Origin of the sequence: Bradyrhizobium sp. SZCCHNR1043 (assembly GCF_032489675.1) — a bacterium.
Classification (GTDB): Bacteria; Pseudomonadota; Alphaproteobacteria; order Rhizobiales; family Xanthobacteraceae; genus Bradyrhizobium.
Genome location: NZ_JAUEYN010000013.1, coordinates 195,207 through 214,041, shown reverse-complemented (window position 1 = coordinate 214,041; position 18,835 = coordinate 195,207). Strand labels below are relative to the sequence as shown.

At 61.6% G+C, this 18,835-nt stretch carries 12 protein-coding genes and 1 tRNA gene; 5 read left to right on the top strand and 8 right to left on the bottom strand.

Translation table 11 applies throughout. The features are described from left to right. Positions 1 to 65 precede the first annotated feature (65 nt). A complete protein-coding gene (locus QX039_RS23425; RefSeq protein ID WP_315736170.1) occupies positions 66 to 1,151 on the top strand; it encodes an AbrB family transcriptional regulator in 1,086 nt (361 codons plus the stop codon). Here the strand turns inward: QX039_RS23425 and QX039_RS23420 are convergent. Further along, complete coding sequence (locus QX039_RS23420; protein WP_315736169.1) at positions 1,148 to 1,681, bottom strand: disulfide bond formation protein B; 534 nt, start codon at positions 1,679 to 1,681, stop codon at positions 1,148 to 1,150. The genes QX039_RS23425 and QX039_RS23420 overlap by 4 nt on opposite strands. A gap of 173 nt (positions 1,682 to 1,854) precedes the next feature. Between QX039_RS23420 and QX039_RS23415 the strand changes: the two genes are divergently transcribed. Both QX039_RS23415 and QX039_RS23410 read left to right on the top strand, forming a co-directional pair. Continuing rightward, positions 1,855 to 1,939 (top strand) — tRNA-Leu (locus QX039_RS23415). A gap of 399 nt (positions 1,940 to 2,338) precedes the next feature. Then, positions 2,339 to 3,640 carry a hypothetical protein gene (locus tag QX039_RS23410; protein WP_315736168.1) on the top strand — a complete coding sequence of 434 codons (1,302 nt, stop codon included), beginning with the start codon at positions 2,339 to 2,341 and terminating at the stop codon, positions 3,638 to 3,640. A 431-nt stretch (positions 3,641 to 4,071) separates the two neighbouring features. Here the strand turns inward: QX039_RS23410 and QX039_RS23405 are convergent, their stop codons facing one another. Beyond that, positions 4,072 to 4,491, bottom strand: a complete 420-nt coding sequence (locus QX039_RS23405) for a hypothetical protein (protein ID WP_315736167.1) — start codon at positions 4,489 to 4,491, stop codon at positions 4,072 to 4,074. A gap of 1,644 nt (positions 4,492 to 6,135) precedes the next feature. On the opposite strand from QX039_RS23405, the gene QX039_RS23400 reads away from it, so the two are divergent. Continuing rightward, positions 6,136 to 6,267 (top strand): hypothetical protein, encoded by a 132-nt coding sequence (locus QX039_RS23400; protein ID WP_315736166.1) that lies wholly within the window; start codon positions 6,136 to 6,138, stop codon positions 6,265 to 6,267. Between the two features lie 361 nt (positions 6,268 to 6,628). Here QX039_RS23400 and QX039_RS23395 read toward each other — a convergent pair whose 3' ends face one another. The 5 genes from QX039_RS23395 to QX039_RS23375 form a co-directional block, all read right to left on the bottom strand. Beyond that, entirely contained in the window at positions 6,629 to 7,699 is a 1,071-nt protein-coding gene (locus tag QX039_RS23395; protein WP_315736165.1) for a hypothetical protein, read from the bottom strand. Positions 7,700 to 7,917: 218 nt separating this feature from the next. Then, complete coding sequence (locus tag QX039_RS23390; RefSeq protein ID WP_315736164.1) at positions 7,918 to 8,934, bottom strand: hypothetical protein; 1,017 nt, start codon at positions 8,932 to 8,934, stop codon at positions 7,918 to 7,920. Positions 8,935 to 9,034: 100 nt separating this feature from the next. Then, a complete protein-coding gene (locus QX039_RS23385) occupies positions 9,035 to 9,340 on the bottom strand; it encodes a hypothetical protein (protein ID WP_315736163.1) in 306 nt (101 codons plus the stop codon). Positions 9,341 to 9,601: 261 nt separating this feature from the next. Beyond that, a complete protein-coding gene (locus QX039_RS23380) occupies positions 9,602 to 11,719 on the bottom strand; it encodes a S8 family serine peptidase (protein WP_315736162.1) in 2,118 nt (705 codons plus the stop codon). Between the two features lie 17 nt (positions 11,720 to 11,736). Continuing rightward, positions 11,737 to 12,843 carry a phosphatase PAP2 family protein gene (locus tag QX039_RS23375; protein ID WP_315736161.1) on the bottom strand — a complete coding sequence of 369 codons (1,107 nt, stop codon included), beginning with the start codon at positions 12,841 to 12,843 and terminating at the stop codon, positions 11,737 to 11,739. 230 nt (positions 12,844 to 13,073) lie between these two features. Between QX039_RS23375 and QX039_RS23370 the strand changes: the two genes are divergently transcribed. Further along, positions 13,074 to 14,777 (top strand): hypothetical protein, encoded by a 1,704-nt coding sequence (locus tag QX039_RS23370; RefSeq protein ID WP_315736160.1) that lies wholly within the window; start codon positions 13,074 to 13,076, stop codon positions 14,775 to 14,777. A 278-nt stretch (positions 14,778 to 15,055) separates the two neighbouring features. Here QX039_RS23370 and QX039_RS23365 read toward each other — a convergent pair whose 3' ends face one another. Continuing rightward, positions 15,056 to 18,160, bottom strand: coding sequence for a DEAD/DEAH box helicase (locus QX039_RS23365; RefSeq protein WP_315736159.1), 3,105 nt, complete (start codon positions 18,158 to 18,160; stop codon positions 15,056 to 15,058). Positions 18,161 to 18,835: the final 675 nt, after the last annotated feature.

Here is an 18,835-nt window from a genome sequence, read left to right as displayed (position 1 = left end):
CGCGCGCATGGCGCCTGCGCAGCGGCGGGAATTGTTCGCGCAGGCAGGTTTTGGCATAAGGCGCCGTGCGCCAGATCATCTCCTCCCTCCCCTTTGAGCTGCCGAGCCGCGCCAAGATCCTGAGCGCGATCGAGACGCTCGTGCTCGGCACCGCCGGCGGCCTGATCTTCCTCGTCGCCCATCTGCCCGGCGGGCTGATATCCGGCGCGATGATCGCGACCGCGATCGCCGCAATCGCCGGCCGCCCGCTGGCGATGCCGCCGATCCTGACCCAGACCGTGCTGCTGCTGCTCGGCATCTCGATCGGCGCCGTGGTCTCGCGCGAGCTGATCAACCATGTCAGCGCCTATCCGGTGACCATCGGCCTCCTGGCGCTCGCGACGTTCTGCTCGACCTTCGGCTCCAGCCTCTATCTGCAGCGCATCCATGGCTGGGACCGCACCTCGGCGCTGCTCGCCGGCAGTCCCGGCGCGCTGTCGCAGATCACGATGCTCGCGGTCGAGCGCGGTGCCGACCTGTCGGCGATCGCCGTGGTGCAGACGCTGCGGGTGATCATCCTGACGGCGGCGCTGCCGCTGGTGCTGGCGGTGGCGGGCGTCGCACCGGCCGCGCCGATCTCGCTCGGCCAGAGCGTCGCCTCGCCGCTCGGCCTGCTCGCGCTGCTGGTGGCCTCGCTGGTCGCGGCGATGCTGATGCAGCTGATCAGGTTTCCGGCGAGCTGGCTGTTCGGCGCGATGGTCGCCAGCGGCGTCCTGCACGGCACCGGCCTCGTCGAGGGCGGCCTGCCGGAATGGATGCGCGGCGTGGCGCTGGTCGGCATCGGCGCCCTGATCGGCAGCCGCTTCGCCCGGATGCGGGTGAAGACCCTGGTCGGCCATATCAGGGCTGCGTTGGGCTCGTTCGCGATCGCGGTGGCGATATCGGCGCTGTTCGTCACCGTGATCGTGCTGGTGACGCATGTGCGCTTCTCCGACACCATCGTCGCGTTCGCGCCCGGCGCGATGGACGCGATGATGGCGCTGGCGCTGACGCTGCACATCGACCCGATCTTCGTCGGCGCGCATCACCTGTCGCGCTTCGTGTTCGTCACGATCGCCACCCCCGGCATCGTCCATTTGTTCGGACGGCCGCAGGAGGATGTCGACGACTAGGCGCGCTTCCGGGCGATGCCCCAGCCCGCGATGGCGGCGATGGCGAGCGAGATCAGCACGCTGTAGCCGGCGAGCGACAGGCCGAGGAAGCGGAATTGCACCTCGTCGCAGCGTACGACCTTGACGCTGTCGAGCCGCTCCAAGAGGTTGCCGGCGCTGCCGAGATTGCCGATCGGCCCGGTGCATTCGGTCGGCCCCGGCCAGAAGCCCCATTCGACGCCGGAGTGATAGACGCTGAGCCCGGCATTGCCGAGCGCGGCCAGCGCCACCACGCCGAGCCCCGCGAGCACCAGCGCGCGCGGCGCGCCGCCTTTGGCGGCGAGCGCGATCAGCAGCCCGAGCGGCACGATCGCATAATAGGCCCAGCGCTGCTTCAGGCAGAGCTCGCAGGGCTGCAGGCCCCAGACCAGCTGCATGTACCAGGCGCCGGCCAAGGCCGCCGCCGCGATGCCGGCCGCGAGCAGCGCCGCCGCCACCGCCGGGCTCATGGCTCCCGCCGCGGGGCGCGCCATCACAGACGTATTGGTCATCGGTCCTCCCGAACGGGGCTGCATCCGGTCCAATGCCGGGCCGTTCCGGCTCCTACTCCGGCTCGCGAAAGCTGTCGAGATGCGCGCCCATCACGTCCGTGCGGGTTGACCCGGCCCGGCCGCCCGCTATAGTCCGCCCGCTTCGCTATGGTTCCTGCACAGGCCCGGCGAATGCCCCTGTGGCGGAACTGGTAGACGCGCTCGACTCAAAATCGAGTTCCGCAAGGAGTGCTGGTTCGATTCCGGCCAGGGGCACCAGCCTTCGCTGCTACTCTTCGGTGAGCCCTCGCTGATCGCTCCCACTGGCGCGGGCGGGCGACTTCCCCGCGCCATCACAATCGAGGTCTTGATGCCGACCTTCATCATCGACTGTCCGCGGTGCAAGGCCAAGGTTGGCGCTGAAATGCACGGGCGCGTCGATTACTACAGTGACGCTTACGGCGATCCGTTCGGCGATCGCGTGATGCTTGGGAGGTGCCCAAGCTGCTCAATCGCGCTCGTTGGGCCGACTTGCTCGACCAGTTCAAGCAGCAGCACAGCAAGGCCGCCTAGCGGCCTATTTTCTTGCGTACGCCTTTTGGGGTATAGACGGGTCTGTAAACCCTTTGGTTGATATCGCATACTATGCCCGGCCCATTTGATTTTTTGCCGGAGGACATGGCGTACTACGCCAACATTGCGGTCGAGCAGGTTGATACGTATCCCACGTCCTCGCTAAACAGCATCCGCAGCTTTGCGGACTTGGCCGCTCGACTTATTGCCGAGCGCCATTCAATACCCATAACCGAAGAAATGACGAATAAGCGGACTGACAAGACCAAGTCTCGCTTCCGGGATACGAACGACATCTATCAAGATATTGAATCGCGCCTACAACCATCGGGGCGACAATTTTTCATCCACGTATTTCGCCACGCTAATCCGAACTCACACGGTCAGTCCGGAATTTCTGAAAATATCAACGATGTTCGCCTTGAAGCTAACGCCGCCGTTCAATTAGCAGAGCCGTTTGGTCGTTGGTTGCAGGCCAATTATGTATACGCGGAAAATCCGTTTGTTGATTTTTTTGAAACGCTTCTAGGACGAATAAAGACTTTCGCGGTCATTGCCGGCATTCTCTTCTTTGCATGGGCCATCTTTATATTGCGCAGCCCACCTGCGAATAATGTTGTGGCGTCAAACAACACGCCCGCTCCCGCGCCTCGGTATGCTCCTCAGCCAGCGATCCCAACAGTATCGCAGCCTGCAACCGCTCTCACTCAACCACAAGCGCCAGCACGCATCGTAGCACCGGCCCAAATCACGCTCATAAAAACAGGCCGCGATACCGCGGGTGGCGGACTATCCGACACTGACATTAACGATACGTACATGGCGCCTATACCGACCTTTGCAGCGTTGGCGTACTTCGAAAATGCAATCCCATCACAAACAGTACTCCAGCTCACGCTGCGCCAGGGCACGAATGAACGTAAGTGCGATCCCCTCCGAGCACCGACACAACGCGGCACCTTTTGGTGTCGGTGGGCTCCGTTAAATTTAGACGCCGGCACCTACGAGATTGTCGCTTCAGCCGGTGACGACACCGAAGCGATCAAGGTCAAGATTATTGCGTGGGATGCTGGCGAATTGAAACGCAAAACAGCCGACACTTTTCCTCGCAAACCGGCCAACAAGGATCGCGCCACTGCAAGCCGCCGCGAGCCGGCACTAGCCGTGCTTCGCACACTTCATCTGTCTATTGCACCGTATATACCGCAGCACGTGCAGTTCGACGACGCGGACCAGATGGTCGTCCGCAACCGTAGAGGCGTCCAAATTCTGCTGAACGGTGCACCTATCTCGGATTGCTCTGACAGCGTGTTCACTGCAACGCAACACGGCATGTATTCGTTCTCGGTCGACGAGTGCGGCAACACGCGAGCTGAAGTCGAAGTTGTCAAATATGTAAGGCGGTAGCCGGGATGTGATGCAGTGCCATAACGGTCACCATGTTTGACCACGCGCACTCTACACTTCCAACAAATTCCAATCTCCGACTGAAGATTATCAAGGATCGAGCCGACTGCCCCGTCTGCGGTGGCGAACGCAAACTCCAATTCTTCGAGGAGACGAACGCTGGGCCACTGGGCCTGTACTCCCCAAAGCACCGGCAGGGCTAATCCACCACAGGAGCCATCATGCGAAAAATCGCCAATGGCGTCTTACCCCTCCACGTCGAGCAAAGAGACGAAGGGTATTACTTCTAGTTTCCCCCAGCAGAGACGCCCTGGCAAGGACCGTACGACACTATTGAGGAGCTGGTGCACGAAGCTATAGACCCTACGCTAGTGCAGATGATTACTGCCTCCCTCGCACATGCTCCGACCCGACAATGAGGTGGGACTTTTCTAGTGCCGCATGGCCGAGAATAGCGCAATCAGCCCGCCTAGGAGGACAACCCACCAAAAGCGCAGAAGCATCGCGCCAGCAAGTGCCAGCGCGCCGCCGACGATCAGAGCAACAATAAATCCCGAAATAAATATACCGACAAAATTAAACCCGTCGCTGATAGCGATGACAATACCCGCCGCGAAACCAACAAACGCGCCCAGTCCAATGATTGCTCTATAGGCATTGCCAAGCGGACCGAGGCCTTTCCGGTCAACCTCTTGAGAGTAACTTTCTCTTGCGGCCTCCTCTCGTTCGTACTCGCGCTGCCGAGCTGCTAATGCAATCTGTTCCTGCTGATAGTCGTAAGCTTCCTGCTCACGCCTGAGCCTTTCGTGCCGGGCCACATCCTTGATAGAACCGACTTCGTCGATTCCCATCCTACCCCCGAATGGCAGGCCGGACGTGCCGGGGTATGTCTCTTGGCCGCAATTTTTGCAGTACCAGTCTAGACAATCCCCACAATAGTTCTTTTTGCAGTTTACACATTGGTAGAGTTTTTGGCCTTCATGGGTGCTGCCGCAATTCTTGCAGAAAGGACGGTACATGTCGCACCTGTCAAATATCAAATGGTGAAATCAGACCGGATACTACTTCAGCGCGAGATTAAATCAACAAGCTCTTAGACGACTATCGTCTCTCGACCCAATCTCTCTTGCTAGAATTTGAGCTCGAATGAAGCACCACTCTGCAAATTAATCCGCGGGAAGGGTGCCTTCTGCAGCGTACATTGCGAGCTGCCAAGAGCAGAGCATACGGACCAACTCTGTCCGCGGGTCCGCGATTAGAATGCCACCTCCCTATACGCTGAAGGCGTTTCCGAGAAAGTCCACTCCACAATCTCTGGCAATCCAATTTCATCTAACGTAGATTTAGATCACTCGGCGCGAAGAGGGCTTCCGTGGTCGACTATCAATACCTAGGCGGAGTTTTTGCGCTGCTCGTCCTTGCGCTGCTAGCCCTTGTAGCTCTGACCGGTGGTATGAGGGGTCCTACGGGTGCCACATCGACGATGATGAAGCGCGCAATTGCCAGCATCCTCACCACCCTTTTAACGAGAATATTTCTGTACGATTCAGGACTAGGACACTCCGACATTACGCTCTGGTCGATCTCCATAGGAGCGGGTCTCGCAGTCGCTCTTATCTACCACGGGTAATTTGCGGCTATGCCTGGAAAATTCCTATTCAAAATGGCGCTTTGGTTCTTACTCTTTGTGATCGCTCTTGCGCTGATCCTTACTGCTGCCCTGCCGGGGTTCAGCAAAGCATTTTTTACGAATGTGTCCGGCACCATGGAAACATGGATAGTCATAGGAGCGTGCATTCTGCTCGGTATTTATATGATGAAATCCGACAGGCGCTAGCCAATGTGCGTGCTCCCTATTTACCCTCGTTTACAAGGAGGGAGACTCATTGGCTCCATTCTTCCGGCGTCAATGGATTTTCTGATGCTGACGCCTGACCGGACTGGTCATCGTGAAGCACAGCAGGCAGTCGGTCACTTACCGCAGGAGCCTGCGCGTGCCATGAGTTCACAGTTCGTGCAAGAAATTGGCGGACGCCTCGCTTCGTCCGCCGCGCACGAGATCAACCGACACATTTGAAGAGCCGGCGAGAATTTCGATCGAATGAGAACCGAACCAGCCCGAGTTGGGAACCAAAAACCGTGTGAGTAACGCTGTGAGTACAGACTGGCAGGGCTTCCGGAAGAGCCTGATTTTACGACAGTATTGGCCATTGTTCGATTCCGGCCAGGGCATCATTTCACCCTCCGCTCGCATCCGCCGACGTTCGTTCCCCCCTCAAGATCAAAGACAAGCCGCCGTTTGCCCCTTCGCCGGCGTCCGCCCCGTCTTGTTGGTATCCGTCCTCTCTACTGGTATCCTTGATGGGAGTTCGCGGGGGTCATGTATCGCAAGTCTTGGGTGGAATCGAACCTATGCCGGCCAAGTCCGGCCCCTATTTCCCGCACCTGAAGCCGGCTGAGAAAGGCTACAAGCGCTCAGATGAAGCGAGCTCTTCATGCTCGTCACCGCGACCGGATCGAAACTCTGGCGCTTCGCCTATCGTCGCCCGATCGACGACAATACGCTGAATGCTGCGCTATGCAGACTCGGCTGCGATAAGACCGAGATCACCGCTCACGGTCTTTGATCGACCGCCTCGGTCCCATTGAATGAAGGTGGCCAATGGAACGCGGATGCGATTGAGCGCCGGCTTGCGCATCAAGAAGTCAACGAGGTTTGCCGCGCCTATACGCACGCAGCGGAGTCTTGGCAGGAGCCGGTGCGCATGATGGCTTGGTAGGCCAATGAGTAGGACAGCATGCGCGCGCTACGACGCATCCCGAAGCATTCTGCGTGATCGGCGAGAAACCCTGCGCTGCTGCTTTCAATGATCGAGGCCAACACGACCAAACTCCCCCGAACTGTACGTGCCTTCAACGGGTCCATCTCCTGGTGGGCAGGCACTACCTACCGGACCTCCATAGGCTTCCTTCGCTGACAAGCGTAGGTCAGTCGAGCGCCGGTGGAAGCCCCAACTCGGGGATCCTGTCGCGCTGCGGATCCTGGAAGTCGAACAGCATGCGCCCGGGAATCTTGCCAATCTCGAGATTTTCGATCAGGAACGCGCGAACACCGAAGTGGCCCTTGAAGTCCTGCCGCACCTTGTCCCAGTCCGAGAAGGCGCAGAACTTCTCCTTGGGAATCGTGCAGGGTTGGGTCGGTGGATTCTTCTGCGAGAAGCCGAGCGGATGCCAATCGCGGTAGAGGCCGCCGACGAGCTCCTTGGCGGCGTAGCGCCCGCAGAAGAAGGTCTGCGCCAGCTCGCAATAATGCGGGTAGAACGGCTTGAAGTTGTCGATACGGTAGGTCTGAATGCCGGTGTCGCCGAACTCCTTGAGCTCCGCGTCGTGAAGCTTGCCGGGCTTGAGAAAGCGATCCTCCGGCGCGACGCCGGCCTCGACATTGCTGACGACCTGCAACAGCCCCCGCGCATTGGCCGGATAGAGATCGATCTGCAGGGGAAAGATCACGACTGATACACGGTATCCGGCGACATAGCCGATGCCGAACAGGTCGAGCGCTTCCTTGACCGTATGACCCTTCAACTCCTCGTAGTCGGCGACGAAGGAATATCTCTGCCGGGGCGGACCGAGCTGGGTCAGCGCGTCGATGCCGAGGGCGGCATCGGAGGGGCTGCGCGAGATCATGCGGATGACATAGCGCACACGTCTGTTGCTGGCGAGATCGTCGATCGCTTCATTGACCGACTTCCTGCGAATCGGATCCTGCGACACGTAGAACAGCGCCAGGGACGGGCCGGCCGCGGAGAACAGGATGCCACCAACCAGGCAAAGGAAGAACGCCGCCTTGAAGAACGAGGTGACCTCTTCCGGTTTTGACCTGAGCGCGATGCAGGCGAACACCGTGGTGATGAGCAGCAGGATCAGTCCGACCGCCAGCAGCGCTGCGGTCGAGGATGAGGCGAGCACGAAGCTCAGCACCTGAACGAAACCGTCGATGGCCTTGTCCATATCATCTCCCTCCGTCGTGAAGCCGTAGAGCTTCCAGAACCCGGTCATGACTACCAGCTCAGTCCTTATCGGCGGTGCAGCGTCCGCCCGAGAAGCCAGCGAAGGCGGCACAGGTCCTGAAATTGAGCGAGAGCTTGTACAGGTCCGTTCGCCTGGCCGTCTCCTCGTTGCGCCCCTTCTGGTAGGAGAAGGTGAGTGCGCGTTCGCGCGCTGGCGGACGAAACCTGCAGGACGCGGCCTGCAGGTTTCATCCGCCGCTCGCCGCATCACTTGCCAAACAGAGGACCGACGGACGGAAGAATGACCGCCGTGACCGTGCCCTTTGCGCCGTCCGCAGACGGATTGCCGAAGCCGAGGTTTGCAGGCGACGGGAAATTGCCTGGCGATCCTCCGCCCGTGCCCTTGCACCAGCCATTGGCCGGCGCGCCCTGGCCGCCGGGGCCCGGATTGCCCGGGCTGCCGCCCCGACCGGGGAGCCCGGCCCGCCCGCCGACATTGTTGATCCGCGAATAGCTCAGGACTTCGTAGGCAGGTCTGGTCGTGACGAAGACGAGATCGGCGCCTTGTCCCCCAGCGCCGGCGTCACCGCCGCGTCCTCCGGAACCGGCAGCGCCTCCCGTCCCGCCGGGGCCGCCACCCTCCTTGCAGTCGAACAGACTCGTGGCCCCTTCCTTGCCGTTTCCGGCCCGACCGCCGTTGCCACCTTTTCCCCCGGTCCCACCATCGCCGCCGTCAATGCCGCGGAAGAGAAGGACGAGGTTGAGAAGACCAGCCGGGATCGGCCCTTTCGGATCGGAGAGCTCTCCGGCGACCAGATAGACGTCGGGCAGTTGCCGGGTCTGTCCGGCCACGGCAGGCCCGCCGGGGCCGCCGGGATAGCCTGGATTGCCGGTCCGGTTGGTCTCGCCGGGATTGTCGGCGCCATTGGGACCTGCAGGGCCGTCACTGCCGACGGCGGCCACGGCCTGCGGATCGCGCTGGATGATGCTGTAGCTGTCGGGGTTGGCGAACTTGATGCGTTGCGCGGCCACCACGATGTAGGGATAGTTCAATCCGGTCAGCGTCAGCTTTGCCCCCGCCGCGAAGGAAATCTCGTCTGCCTTGATGATCTGCTGCGCGAATTTCTCCTCACCGCTGATCGGAATCAGCGTCTGCGTCAGCGGAGCCGCCTTGATCGCGGCCGCGATGTCGGGCGGCAGTGAGCCTGTCGGAATCTGCTGTTGCGCCAGAGCGACGCTGGGCAACAGCATGGCGGAGCAGGCCATCAGTCGAAGACTCTTCATCTGCAATCTCCTCAGGTCATCATGATTGTTTGAATCAGCGGCCCGCTTTCGAGACGCCGCGCCTGGACGGCGAGCTGCCATCCAGGTCGCCGAACAGCGCCTAGCGAGATCCCGGAATCGGGAAGCGGACGTTTCCCTCGGCGCTGTTGCGGGTCACGTTGCCGCCGAGCGAGACATCGCGGTTGACGTTGAGCCGCGGCTCGTTGGTGGAAGGATCACGGCTGATGTTCGGATAGTTGGTCGGAGGCGGGGCTGGAGCGTGGAAGTTCTGCAACCGCTCGCTGTCGGTTTGTTGATGCGGCTGATAGGTCGGCACCAGGTCCTTGAGGTTCTGACCGGAGGCCTGGGACATCAGCAAGGGCGAGATGATCAAGCCCATCACGATACGGATATTGGATCTGCGCATTGAATCCTCCTGTTGTCTCGTTTGCACGGGAGGAACTATGCCGAGGTGGTGTGAGACGATCGTCAGGACATCGCAAGAGCATCGTCAAAAATGCATCGGAACGACGCCATCTGCACTCACGCACTTGCGCTATCGCGCGCGTCGGCAAGGGCGCAGCACAAGAGGCATCGGGTGCAGGCTGGGAGTCGAGGCGCGCGCCTGTGCTGGCTCACTGTCTGCCAGCATGCTGCAACTGCGCGGCGGCGAACCGGGGAGTCGGGATCAGCGCAAGTTTGGGCTGCGCGGATAGGTCCGCGGCGGCAGGCCGGGGTGGCCGCTCGCACGCAGGATGAAACCACCGATACGGGCCTTGTCACACGGCGAAGCGGCGACCGCATCCTGCTTGATCGGCTCGAGCACGGCGGCGCCCGGCGGCGGGACGTCGGAGCTCGCCACGGGACCGTCGGTCACCGCAAGCGACGCAAGCACCGGGCCTGGTTGCAGCGATGCGAGATAATCTGCGAGCCTACGTACGAGTTGCGGCGCTGCCACGCTGGTGCCGCGCATCGCCACCACCGAACCGCTCCGGGTACCGGCCGCGAGCACGCCCCAATGCGCGGGCCCCTGGTCGGCGATGGCAGCACAATCGGGCTCGGCGCGCCCCGGCGTCGGACCGCTCGCCGTATAATCCGTCGGCTGGCCCGCGGCATCGACGGCGCCGACCACGAGCGCGCCCGCGCCGGTCGCGAGCGCCGACAGTGTGTCCTCGCGAGTCATGGGGCAGCCGCTGCTGTCCGGATCGCTGTAGCTGCCATCCAACGCCGCACGCTGATAGCCCCCTGCATGATCGAAATAGGACTGACGTCCATGCTGCACGTAGCCCAGCGGGGTATCGTCGCGCTGGATGTAGAGATGTGCGGTCAGCGGCGCCTCCGATCCGTTGGTGACGGAAAGCCGCCAGCGTCCGGCCGGCGCTGGATGCCTCACGCTCCAGCGCGCGGTGGTCGGATTGACCGACAGATGAAAGCGGACGCGATCGGGCTGGCCGGCCACCTTGGCCAGGTGGCCATTGATGGCGGCGATCGGCTTGCCGTCATCCTCCAGCACCTGCACATCGCCATCACCGAATCCATCGATCATGCGCGGCACGCCGCCGGGCGGCGTCAGGCTGATGCCGACACGCGGCCATTGCTGCGCGATCGCTTCGCCGTCGAGCCAGATCTCGAGATGATTGGACGTACCGTCATCCGGCAGCATGATCCAGTCGATCTGATCGGAGGCGCCGGGCTGCACAGCCATCCGGCCCGTAGTCCGCTCGCGATAGCTGTTGCCGGCCGGCAGCACCAGATAGGTCGGCCCGCCGCTCTGGTTGCGGCGCTCGATCATCCGCGACAGAGCCTGCTCGATCTCGTGGCTGCCGTTCTTGGGGCCGGCGGCGATGCCATAGCTGAAATTGATGACGAGCGGCAGCTTCGGGCTGATCCGGTCGGCCCACAGCATGATCTGGCGCGCCCCCTGCAGCACGTAGCTCGCCATGGTGACGCCGGTCGTATCGCCGGACACCGGCGACGGCAGTTGCACCGCCAACAGAGGCCGCTTGCTACCGATATCTTCCGCGGTCGGATCGTAGCCGCCGGAGAGATCGAGGATGTGTGTGCCGTGCGAGACCCGTTGCGCCAGCGGCTTGTGCTGATCATTGCCGAAATCGGTCATGCCGAACGCGCGATAGATGTCGGCCTCGCTCGCATTCGCCGCAAACAGCACGTCGAGCTCATCGCCGGTGAGCCGCTGCCCGGCGGCGACGCCGAAATCCTTGGTCCGGCGCTCGACATCCTGCAGCCAGATCGCTCGGATGCGCGATCTGCCGCTCCTGCTGCGAAAACGGCGGTTGGCAAAAGCGATGCCGTCATCGATGACGCCGATAGCGACCTGCCGCGTCAAATCCGTCAACGGCTTGCCGAGATCGGTCGGCGCGGCGATGACAGAGTCGAAGCGGAGCCCTGGAATCGGCGGGCCGACATGGATCGCCGTGAAGAGACCGTTGGCGGCAGTGCGATTGGCGATGTCTTCGGGCCGGTAGATAAAGAACTGCACATCGCGCGGATCGTCCGGCGGCCGGACGCGACCGATGCGGATGTCGTCGATCAGCTTCGTCAGCAGATCGAATTCGTCGGCCGACATGCGGATGGTCAGCGCGCCTGCAGGCTCATCCGGCTCGTGGCCGGCGGCCACCATGGCGGCCAACTGGCCGAGATGGGCCACATAGCTGCCGTTGGCCTCCGGCAGCAGTTGGATCTGCGCGCTGCACCAGTCCAGCCTCTTGCCAAGTGGCCTGTTGCGCAACTCCCAGTCGAGATAGGGATTGGCCCGTTCGGCCCGATCTCCTCGCCAGTCTCTCATGCGCCTGTCCTTTCGTGTCAGCCGACGATCAGGCGGCACTCGGCGAGCGCCTGCGTCCAGAGATGCTGCAAGATCGGCGAGGCCGGAACGGTCGATGGCGTGCCGGCCTCGATGATCGCGCCGCCCCCACCCTGCTCGCTGGCGACGTTCGCAGCGGCCGATCGCCTGTAGGACATCGCCAGCACATCGTCGTAGCGGAAATCGTCGTTGAACCCCCGCCCGTCGAACTTGCGCATCGTGACCTGGCCGCAGCCGGAGCAGCGCGCAATGAACAGCTCCGCCAAGGTCCAGCCCAGCACCATACCGGCCACGCTGTCGACCGGAAAATGCACGCCGGCGACCGTCCGGTTGATGGCAATGCGCTCGGCGTGGCGCATCAGCTGCACGAACACTGGATCGGTCGCATCGACATCATCCCGCCCGGTCCTCGCCTTGCGCATGAGGGCATTGATCACGAAGGCCGCGGCAAAGGATTCCGTGGCATGGCCGCTCGGCAGCGAGCCATGCCCCGGCGTCTGGATCATCGGCTGTATCTGGGGTGAATATTCGATTGGGCGCCGGCAGGTGAGCGCATGCTTGACCCGCATTTCGATCGTGGTCGTCACCTGCAGGATCAGCGCCAGCAGCTCGGCGGTGTGCGGGCTGCGGCTCGGATTCCAGTATCCGACCAGACCCAAGAAGCTGGTGAAATCGTGCAGCTCGGCCAGGATCTCGCTGCTGCGTTCCATCCGCAGCGCGGCATAGTTGAACACCCAAGCCGCTTGTCTGGCGAAGTCCGCGGCATTGGGACGGATCATGTGCACGATCGGCGTGAACGTCTCATCGCTGCGGCCACGGTACTGAAGCGAGATCGAGGTCTCGCCTTCGTCATAGACAAGGCCCGACAACAGCTCGCCCGCGAAGATGCGCAGTCGCACGTCGCGCGACCAGCGATCGAGCGCCTCTGGCCCGGCAGTATAGTGATCAGGAATGTGTGACGGCTGGTTCCAGTAGCCGACAACGCCCTCCCGGCTGGTAATCAGCGCGCGTGCGTGCGATGAGGCGCGAGCACGGCGGCCCTCACCGCTTTCGCCGCTCTCACCACTTTCGCCGCTTTCTCCGCTCTCACCGCTTAGCCATGCCATCTGCCGCCTCCCTGCCTGGCCCGGCGGACTTGCTCCGCCCGTTACCACTGAATGGTCGTTTTGACGGCACGCGCGGTCAAGCCGCCCGCCTTCGAAATGACGGCGTTTCACGGATTTTTCACGTTGACAGCAAGGGTGTTGGAGACTTCACTACTCAATCATTGGTTTCCGTATTTTCACGACTGATTACATCATGGTTGTGGGCGACGAATGTGAGCTCCGATCCAAAATTGCTGATCAAGCTTCTTGGTCCGTTTCGCGTGGTCAAGGCTTCTGGCGAGGATTGCACGCCCAGAGGACGCAAGGCTTGCGCTCTCATTGCGATGTTGGCGCTGGCGCGTGAGCACAAGCGATCGCGGGTCTGGATCCAGGACAGGCTCTGGGGTAGCCGCGGCAAGGAGCAAGGCGCGGCCAGCCTTCGCCAAAGCCTGACCGAAATCCGCAAGGCGCTGGGCGACTACCGCTCTCTGCTTTGCGCTGACAGCTTCGTCATTTCGCTCGATCCAAAGCTATTTGAGACCGACATCGCCCGTTACGCTACCGCATCACCGCAGCAGACGATGGCGCCTCCCCAAGGTGAGTTTCTTGAAGGCTTTGACATTGCAGAGGAGGAGTTCGAGGATTGGCTGCGCGAGGAGCGTGCGCGATTCCAGACGCACGTCGCGCCGGCGCCTGAACTCCACCACGCCGCCAATCTCGCGACCGACCTTGCAGAGCACCTGCAGCCCCCCAAGGAGCGGCCCTCACGAAACCGGATCGTCCTGATCCCCGGCTGCCGGACAGGCCCGTCGGATGCCGCGGTCGTGACGGATAGCCTCGTCGATTCCATCGCCAAGACGATCAAGGAACTGGGCGTAGCCACGATCCAAGATCGTCGCGACATGAGCGCGTCGGCCGCCTGGCCGGCGGACACTTTGCCCGGAGATGGCTTGACTGGTGACGATGGCGCCTCGGTCAGCACGCTGTCCCTGCGCTCTGATGTGTTCGGATCTGACACGAGCAAGATCGTTCGGCTCGCGCTGCTGCAGCGCCCTGCGAACACGCTGGCATGGTCGTCGACATTGCAGATCAACGGCGACGGTACGCTCGACCTGAACGACACCAATGTGATGAGAACCATCAACCTGGTGGTCAACTTCGCCGTCGATCAGCTCGCTCATATCGAGGATGGCGCTCCGAGGTCTGCCTCCCATCTATGCTATGCTGGTATCCTGCGCCTGTTTCGACTTGGCAGAGCCAACTTCGAGTCCGCCGACAAGCTGTTCGCGGCTGCTTTCGCGGCCGAGCCACGCGGTATCTACCTCGCGTGGCGCGCCTATTTGCGCACCTTCATGCTCGCCGAACGCCAATTCAACTGCCGCCAGACGATCGAGGCGGAGGCTTTCGATCTGATGTACCGGGCGCTGGAGCTCGAACCCTACAACTCCTATGTTGCTGGCCTGAGCGCGCATGTCCATTCCATGATGCGACGCTCGTACGTTGCCGCCTATGAGCTGGCCGAGCGAGCCATTCAACTGAACCACGCCAACCCGATCGCCTGGGCCTGCCTGGGAATCGCAAAGAGCTATCTCGGCAAACCAGAGGACGGCTTCCAGCACACATTGCTTGCCCGTACGATCGCTGGTGCGGCGCCTTTCCGTTTTCAGCTCGATGCCCTGAGCTGCATTGCGGGGACGATGGCGGGAGAACTAGACAAGGCCGTCCATCTTGCAGAAGCCAGCCATGCTCTTGCTCCGACCTTTGCGCCCCCCTTGCGATATTTGTCGGCTCTCTATGCGCATAATGGGCACCGTGAGCTTTCTTTCGAGATGGTTCGCAAGCTACAGACAACGGAACCAGACTTCTCATATGACAAGCTGAGGGATAAGGCCTATCCCGCGGCTGGCCTCCATCGGACATCAATCATCAACTCGCTGCCAGCCCAACAGTTCTAGCGGCGTCACGCTTCATCCGAGAGGTTGTGGAGCGGCAGACGCGATCGCTTACGGTCGCAACGCAGTCCACGCGCACGACTGATGACGCGGGCGAAGGCCACGAAAGAAAAGCCAAAGGAAGCCTCCTCCGACGAGCCGCTTCAGAACAACGATCGTCTCTGCGTCAGCGCAACAAGGTTCTCTCAATCGTCCTTGCCACGGGTCAAGCTCCATCGCTTTCATTTCAGGCGCCGAGGAGGGTCCACAGGATCGCTTCAAGTCGAGTGACGCGTCACCCTTCATTCGTCCAATAGATCCAAGAACTGTTCGACCCTTCGTAGGGCAGGCTCATCGCTGCGTCCGGGATAGACGACGCGATCGCCCTCGCGCTGCAGTGACCGCGAGCGTAATTTACCGATCCTCCCTGCGAGCATCGTTGCAGCAATCGCATCCGGGCCGACATCGAGACGCATGATCCCCCGTTGCCGGCAATCTACCCTGAGCTTGGCGACAGCAAAGAAATTGCTGGCCTCAGATGGCAGCTTGCCGAATCGGCGGTGCGTTTCATCCTCGAGCTCCTCCAGCTCGTCATCACTCCGGCACCGAGCGGCTCGAGCATAGATCTCGAGCCGGACCGCCTCCGATTGCACATAGCTCGCGGGAAGCAGCTCAGGGATGGGAAGATTCAGCTCAGGGATCCAGAGCGCGGACATTCCATCGCGGTCTCCCTCCAGGGCAAGCGTAAGAAGGTGGCCGTAAAGCGTCGGTCCGAACACCTGCGTGTGGCCGGATTGTCGATCGGAGCGCAGGTCGCCGCCGCCGCGGAGGTCGAGGTCGCGAGCGCTGATCGCGAAGCCGGCGCCCGGACGGCTCAATTCCTCGAGGGCGGAAAGCCGTTTTTCCGAGCGTTCGGAGCCGCCTTCCGTCAGGAAATGTGCAAACGCCCGGATGCCGCCGCGCCCTACGCGTCCCCTGAGCTGATGCAATTGTGCCAGGCCAAATTTTTCTGGCCAGCACACAACGATAGTGTTCGCACGTGGAATGTCGAGGCCGCTTTCCACGATGTTGGTTGCAAGTAGTACATCGGCACGACCTTCGACGAACCCCATCAATCGCTCGTCAATCTCGTCCGTTGGCAACTTGCCGTGAATGGTAATGATACGTAGTTCCGGCGCCAGCGCGTGGATCCTGGCCAGCAGGGGATCGAGATCCTGGATCCGCGGACAAACGACAAAACTCTGACCGTTACGTCTGTGCTCACGAACCAGGGCAGCGGCGATAGCTATGTCCGAGAGCGGTGCCACCTTGGTGGCAACCGGAACACGATGGACCGGCGGGGTCGCGATCACGCTGAGATCCCTCAAGCCCGTCAAGCCGGCCGCAAGTGTGCGGGGGATCGGAGTCGCACTCATCCAGAGCCTGTGACCGTTCTTATTGAGGCCCGACAGCATGGCTTTCTCAGCAGCGCCGAAATGCTGCTCCTCGTCAATGATGATCAGGCCAAGCTCGGCAAATCTCACCTCCTTGGATGCGAGCGAGAGGGTCCCGACGACGACCCTGAGTTCTCCGCTCTTGAGACGCTCCCTTACCTTTCGCGCTTCGGCGGCCGAGGCAACCCGCGACAGGTTTCCAACATCGATGCCAAGAGGCGCGAAGCGCTTGCGGAACGTTTCGACATGCTGTCGTGCCAGCACTGTCGTCGGCACGACGATAGCGACCTGCTTTCCGGCCAGCACTGCGGCTGCCGCTGCTCGCAGCGCCACCTCGGTTTTGCCAAAGCCGACGTCCCCACAGACGATCCGGTCCATCGGGTGCCCCGATGCAAGATCATCCAGAACGTCGCGGATGGCCTTCGCCTGATCGGGGGTAGTGAAATAGGGAAAACGCGCGACGAACTTCTCATAGACAGCAGGGCGCGGCACGAGCTTCGGAGCCGGGCGCCGCCGGCGCTGACTCATCTGCTTGGCCAGCTCCTTTGCGACCACATGAATCTCCGTCTCGGCAGCAGCTCGCCGCGGCCGCCATGAGCTGCCGTCGGCCTTGTCCAGCGAGGTGTCTCCGAGCTCAGCGGCGTAGGGCCAGATCAGGGCTAATTCTGCAAGAGGGACGAGAACGGCATCGTTTCCGGCGAATACCAACCTGACCATCTCGCGCGCCGAAAGATCTCCCGTGCCCATGGATCTCAAGCCGCCAAGGCGTGCGAGTCCACGTTGCAGATGAACGACCACGGATCCGAGTTCAGGGAGGTCTCCCGAATCGAAGCCGGGCGTCCATGCCCAGTTCATCGGTTGCGGTTGGTGTGCCCTGCTGCCGAGCACGTCGGCAGCAGTGATGACCACGAGCGGCTTCTTTCCAGGAACGACAAAGCCCGCATCGAAGCCTGCCAGCAATGCGGCCTGCTGCCTGCCCGTTGCGGTCGCGTGCGTCCAATCCGGCACGCATTCAGCCTTGATAGCGCTCATCCGGGCCATCACACGCAAATCCGCTTCGACCGCAGCGACGAAAAGCACACGTGCCCTACCGCGCTGGGCTTCCTCGATAAATGCACGGAGGGCCTTCCGCGGAGAGGCTGCCTTGTAGAACTCTGGCGTCGCACGATACGGAGTGGTTGGCGGCAACACAGTGATCTTCTTCGCCGCCAGCTCCCATTCGCGTCGGCTGAGATAGGCACGGTCGCGCTCACTGCGGGCGGCCGCATCCTCGATCGTGCTCAACCAGGTGTCGGCGTGCCTGGGCACGGTACTGTCGGCGATCCATTTGGCGCGCGCACAATAGTCCAATAGGCTGGACCTTCTTCGAGCCCGGCCCGTGAACGCCAGCCGCTCGGACATCGGGTCAATCAGGAGCTCCTTCGTTTCGGAAATCACCTCTTGGTCTATCGGATTGATCGCTGCAATGCGCCGGATTTTCCCTCCGGAATGCTCTATCCTAAAAGGTCCGAACGCGCCGGCTGGGAATATCTCGAAGGTGTTGCCGTGAAACAAAACTCCACCGGGATAATCCGGACTATCGTCCAGGTCGTACCCGAGAGCTTTCAGACGGGCCTCAAGGTCTTCCTCGGAATAGACGGCCCCGGTCCGAAGTGGAAATCCGATACGAGACCAGTTCGCAGGCAACGGCAGGAGCTCCATTATGGCCTCCGCCGTCGTGATCAGCAGGATCGGCTTCTTTGCCCTGGCAAGGCGTCTCAAGACGGAGCTCCGCCGGCCCGCGATATCACGTGAAGGCTCAAGCTGATCGAACGGAAGCGTGTTCAAACGGGGATAGACGAGCACATCACAGCTCGGCTCGATAACTGGGATGATCGACCCCAACAGCTCGGCTCGGCTCTCATTTTCGGCGAGGAATACAAGTCCGCCTCGGCCCGAAGCACGCCATCGCGCCGTAAGATACAGCGCCAACATGCCCAGTGGAGACGAGGAGGAAATGCCAGTCCGAATCGGAGCCTTCGTTGTTGTCGCAACCGATGTCTTCTTCCGCGGGGCGGCCTTTGGTGACACGGAGCGCTTTGCTGATGTGTTCTTGCGCGGCGTTGAGCCACGGAGCGTACGAAGAGCAGTGGTCACTGAATTCTCGTGCTGAATTGACGAATGCTAGGCAAGCCTGCGAATCTTTGTCGAGCTTTAGCGGATTCGACGGCTCCAAGGGATCCAAACTTCGGAGTGTCGATCACCGTTCTCCCCTTAAGTGCGACGGTATCACCAACCAGCACCATCGTCGCGCTCCACGTGGCAGACTGGGGTGCCATGACAACTATGACGCAGAGATTCGTTCTTGAATGACCATGGTACGAACGCGTTGATAAGCGTGATTGCAGCCTTGATGACGGGGCTGCACAGAATTCACGAGCCCGGCTGAGACGGCCTGCGGTGGGACTACCCGTCACCAGGTTTGAGCAGAGCCGGCGGTTGCTCATGCTATAAGCGATTCCGCGTGATCTCTGCCCTTATGGCTATGGGCCTCTGCCGAAGAGGCTCAGGCCTCAACGTACAATAACGCAGTGACTCTCGATTCGGAACAATCAAGGCGAACTTCTCCGCGCTCAACCTTGAACGGTGTTCCTCGTGCTGGCTCTCCGT

Coding starts and splice junctions, on each gene's coding strand:
- QX039_RS23420 (WP_315736169.1), bottom strand. CDS start 1,681: ATGACCAATACGTCTGTGATGGCGCGCCCCGCGGCGGGAGCCATGAGC.
- QX039_RS23410 (WP_315736168.1), top strand. CDS start 2,339: ATGGCGTACTACGCCAACATTGCGGTCGAGCAGGTTGATACGTATCCC.
- QX039_RS23405 (WP_315736167.1), bottom strand. CDS start 4,491: ATGGGAATCGACGAAGTCGGTTCTATCAAGGATGTGGCCCGGCACGAA.
- QX039_RS23400 (WP_315736166.1), top strand. CDS start 6,136: ATGCTCGTCACCGCGACCGGATCGAAACTCTGGCGCTTCGCCTATCGT.
- QX039_RS23395 (WP_315736165.1), bottom strand. CDS start 7,699: ATGACCGGGTTCTGGAAGCTCTACGGCTTCACGACGGAGGGAGATGAT.
- QX039_RS23390 (WP_315736164.1), bottom strand. CDS start 8,934: ATGAAGAGTCTTCGACTGATGGCCTGCTCCGCCATGCTGTTGCCCAGC.
- QX039_RS23385 (WP_315736163.1), bottom strand. CDS start 9,340: ATGCGCAGATCCAATATCCGTATCGTGATGGGCTTGATCATCTCGCCC.
- QX039_RS23380 (WP_315736162.1), bottom strand. CDS start 11,719: ATGAGAGACTGGCGAGGAGATCGGGCCGAACGGGCCAATCCCTATCTC.
- QX039_RS23375 (WP_315736161.1), bottom strand. CDS start 12,843: ATGGCATGGCTAAGCGGTGAGAGCGGAGAAAGCGGCGAAAGTGGTGAG.
- QX039_RS23365 (WP_315736159.1), bottom strand. CDS start 18,160: ATGTTGGCGCTGTATCTTACGGCGCGATGGCGTGCTTCGGGCCGAGGC.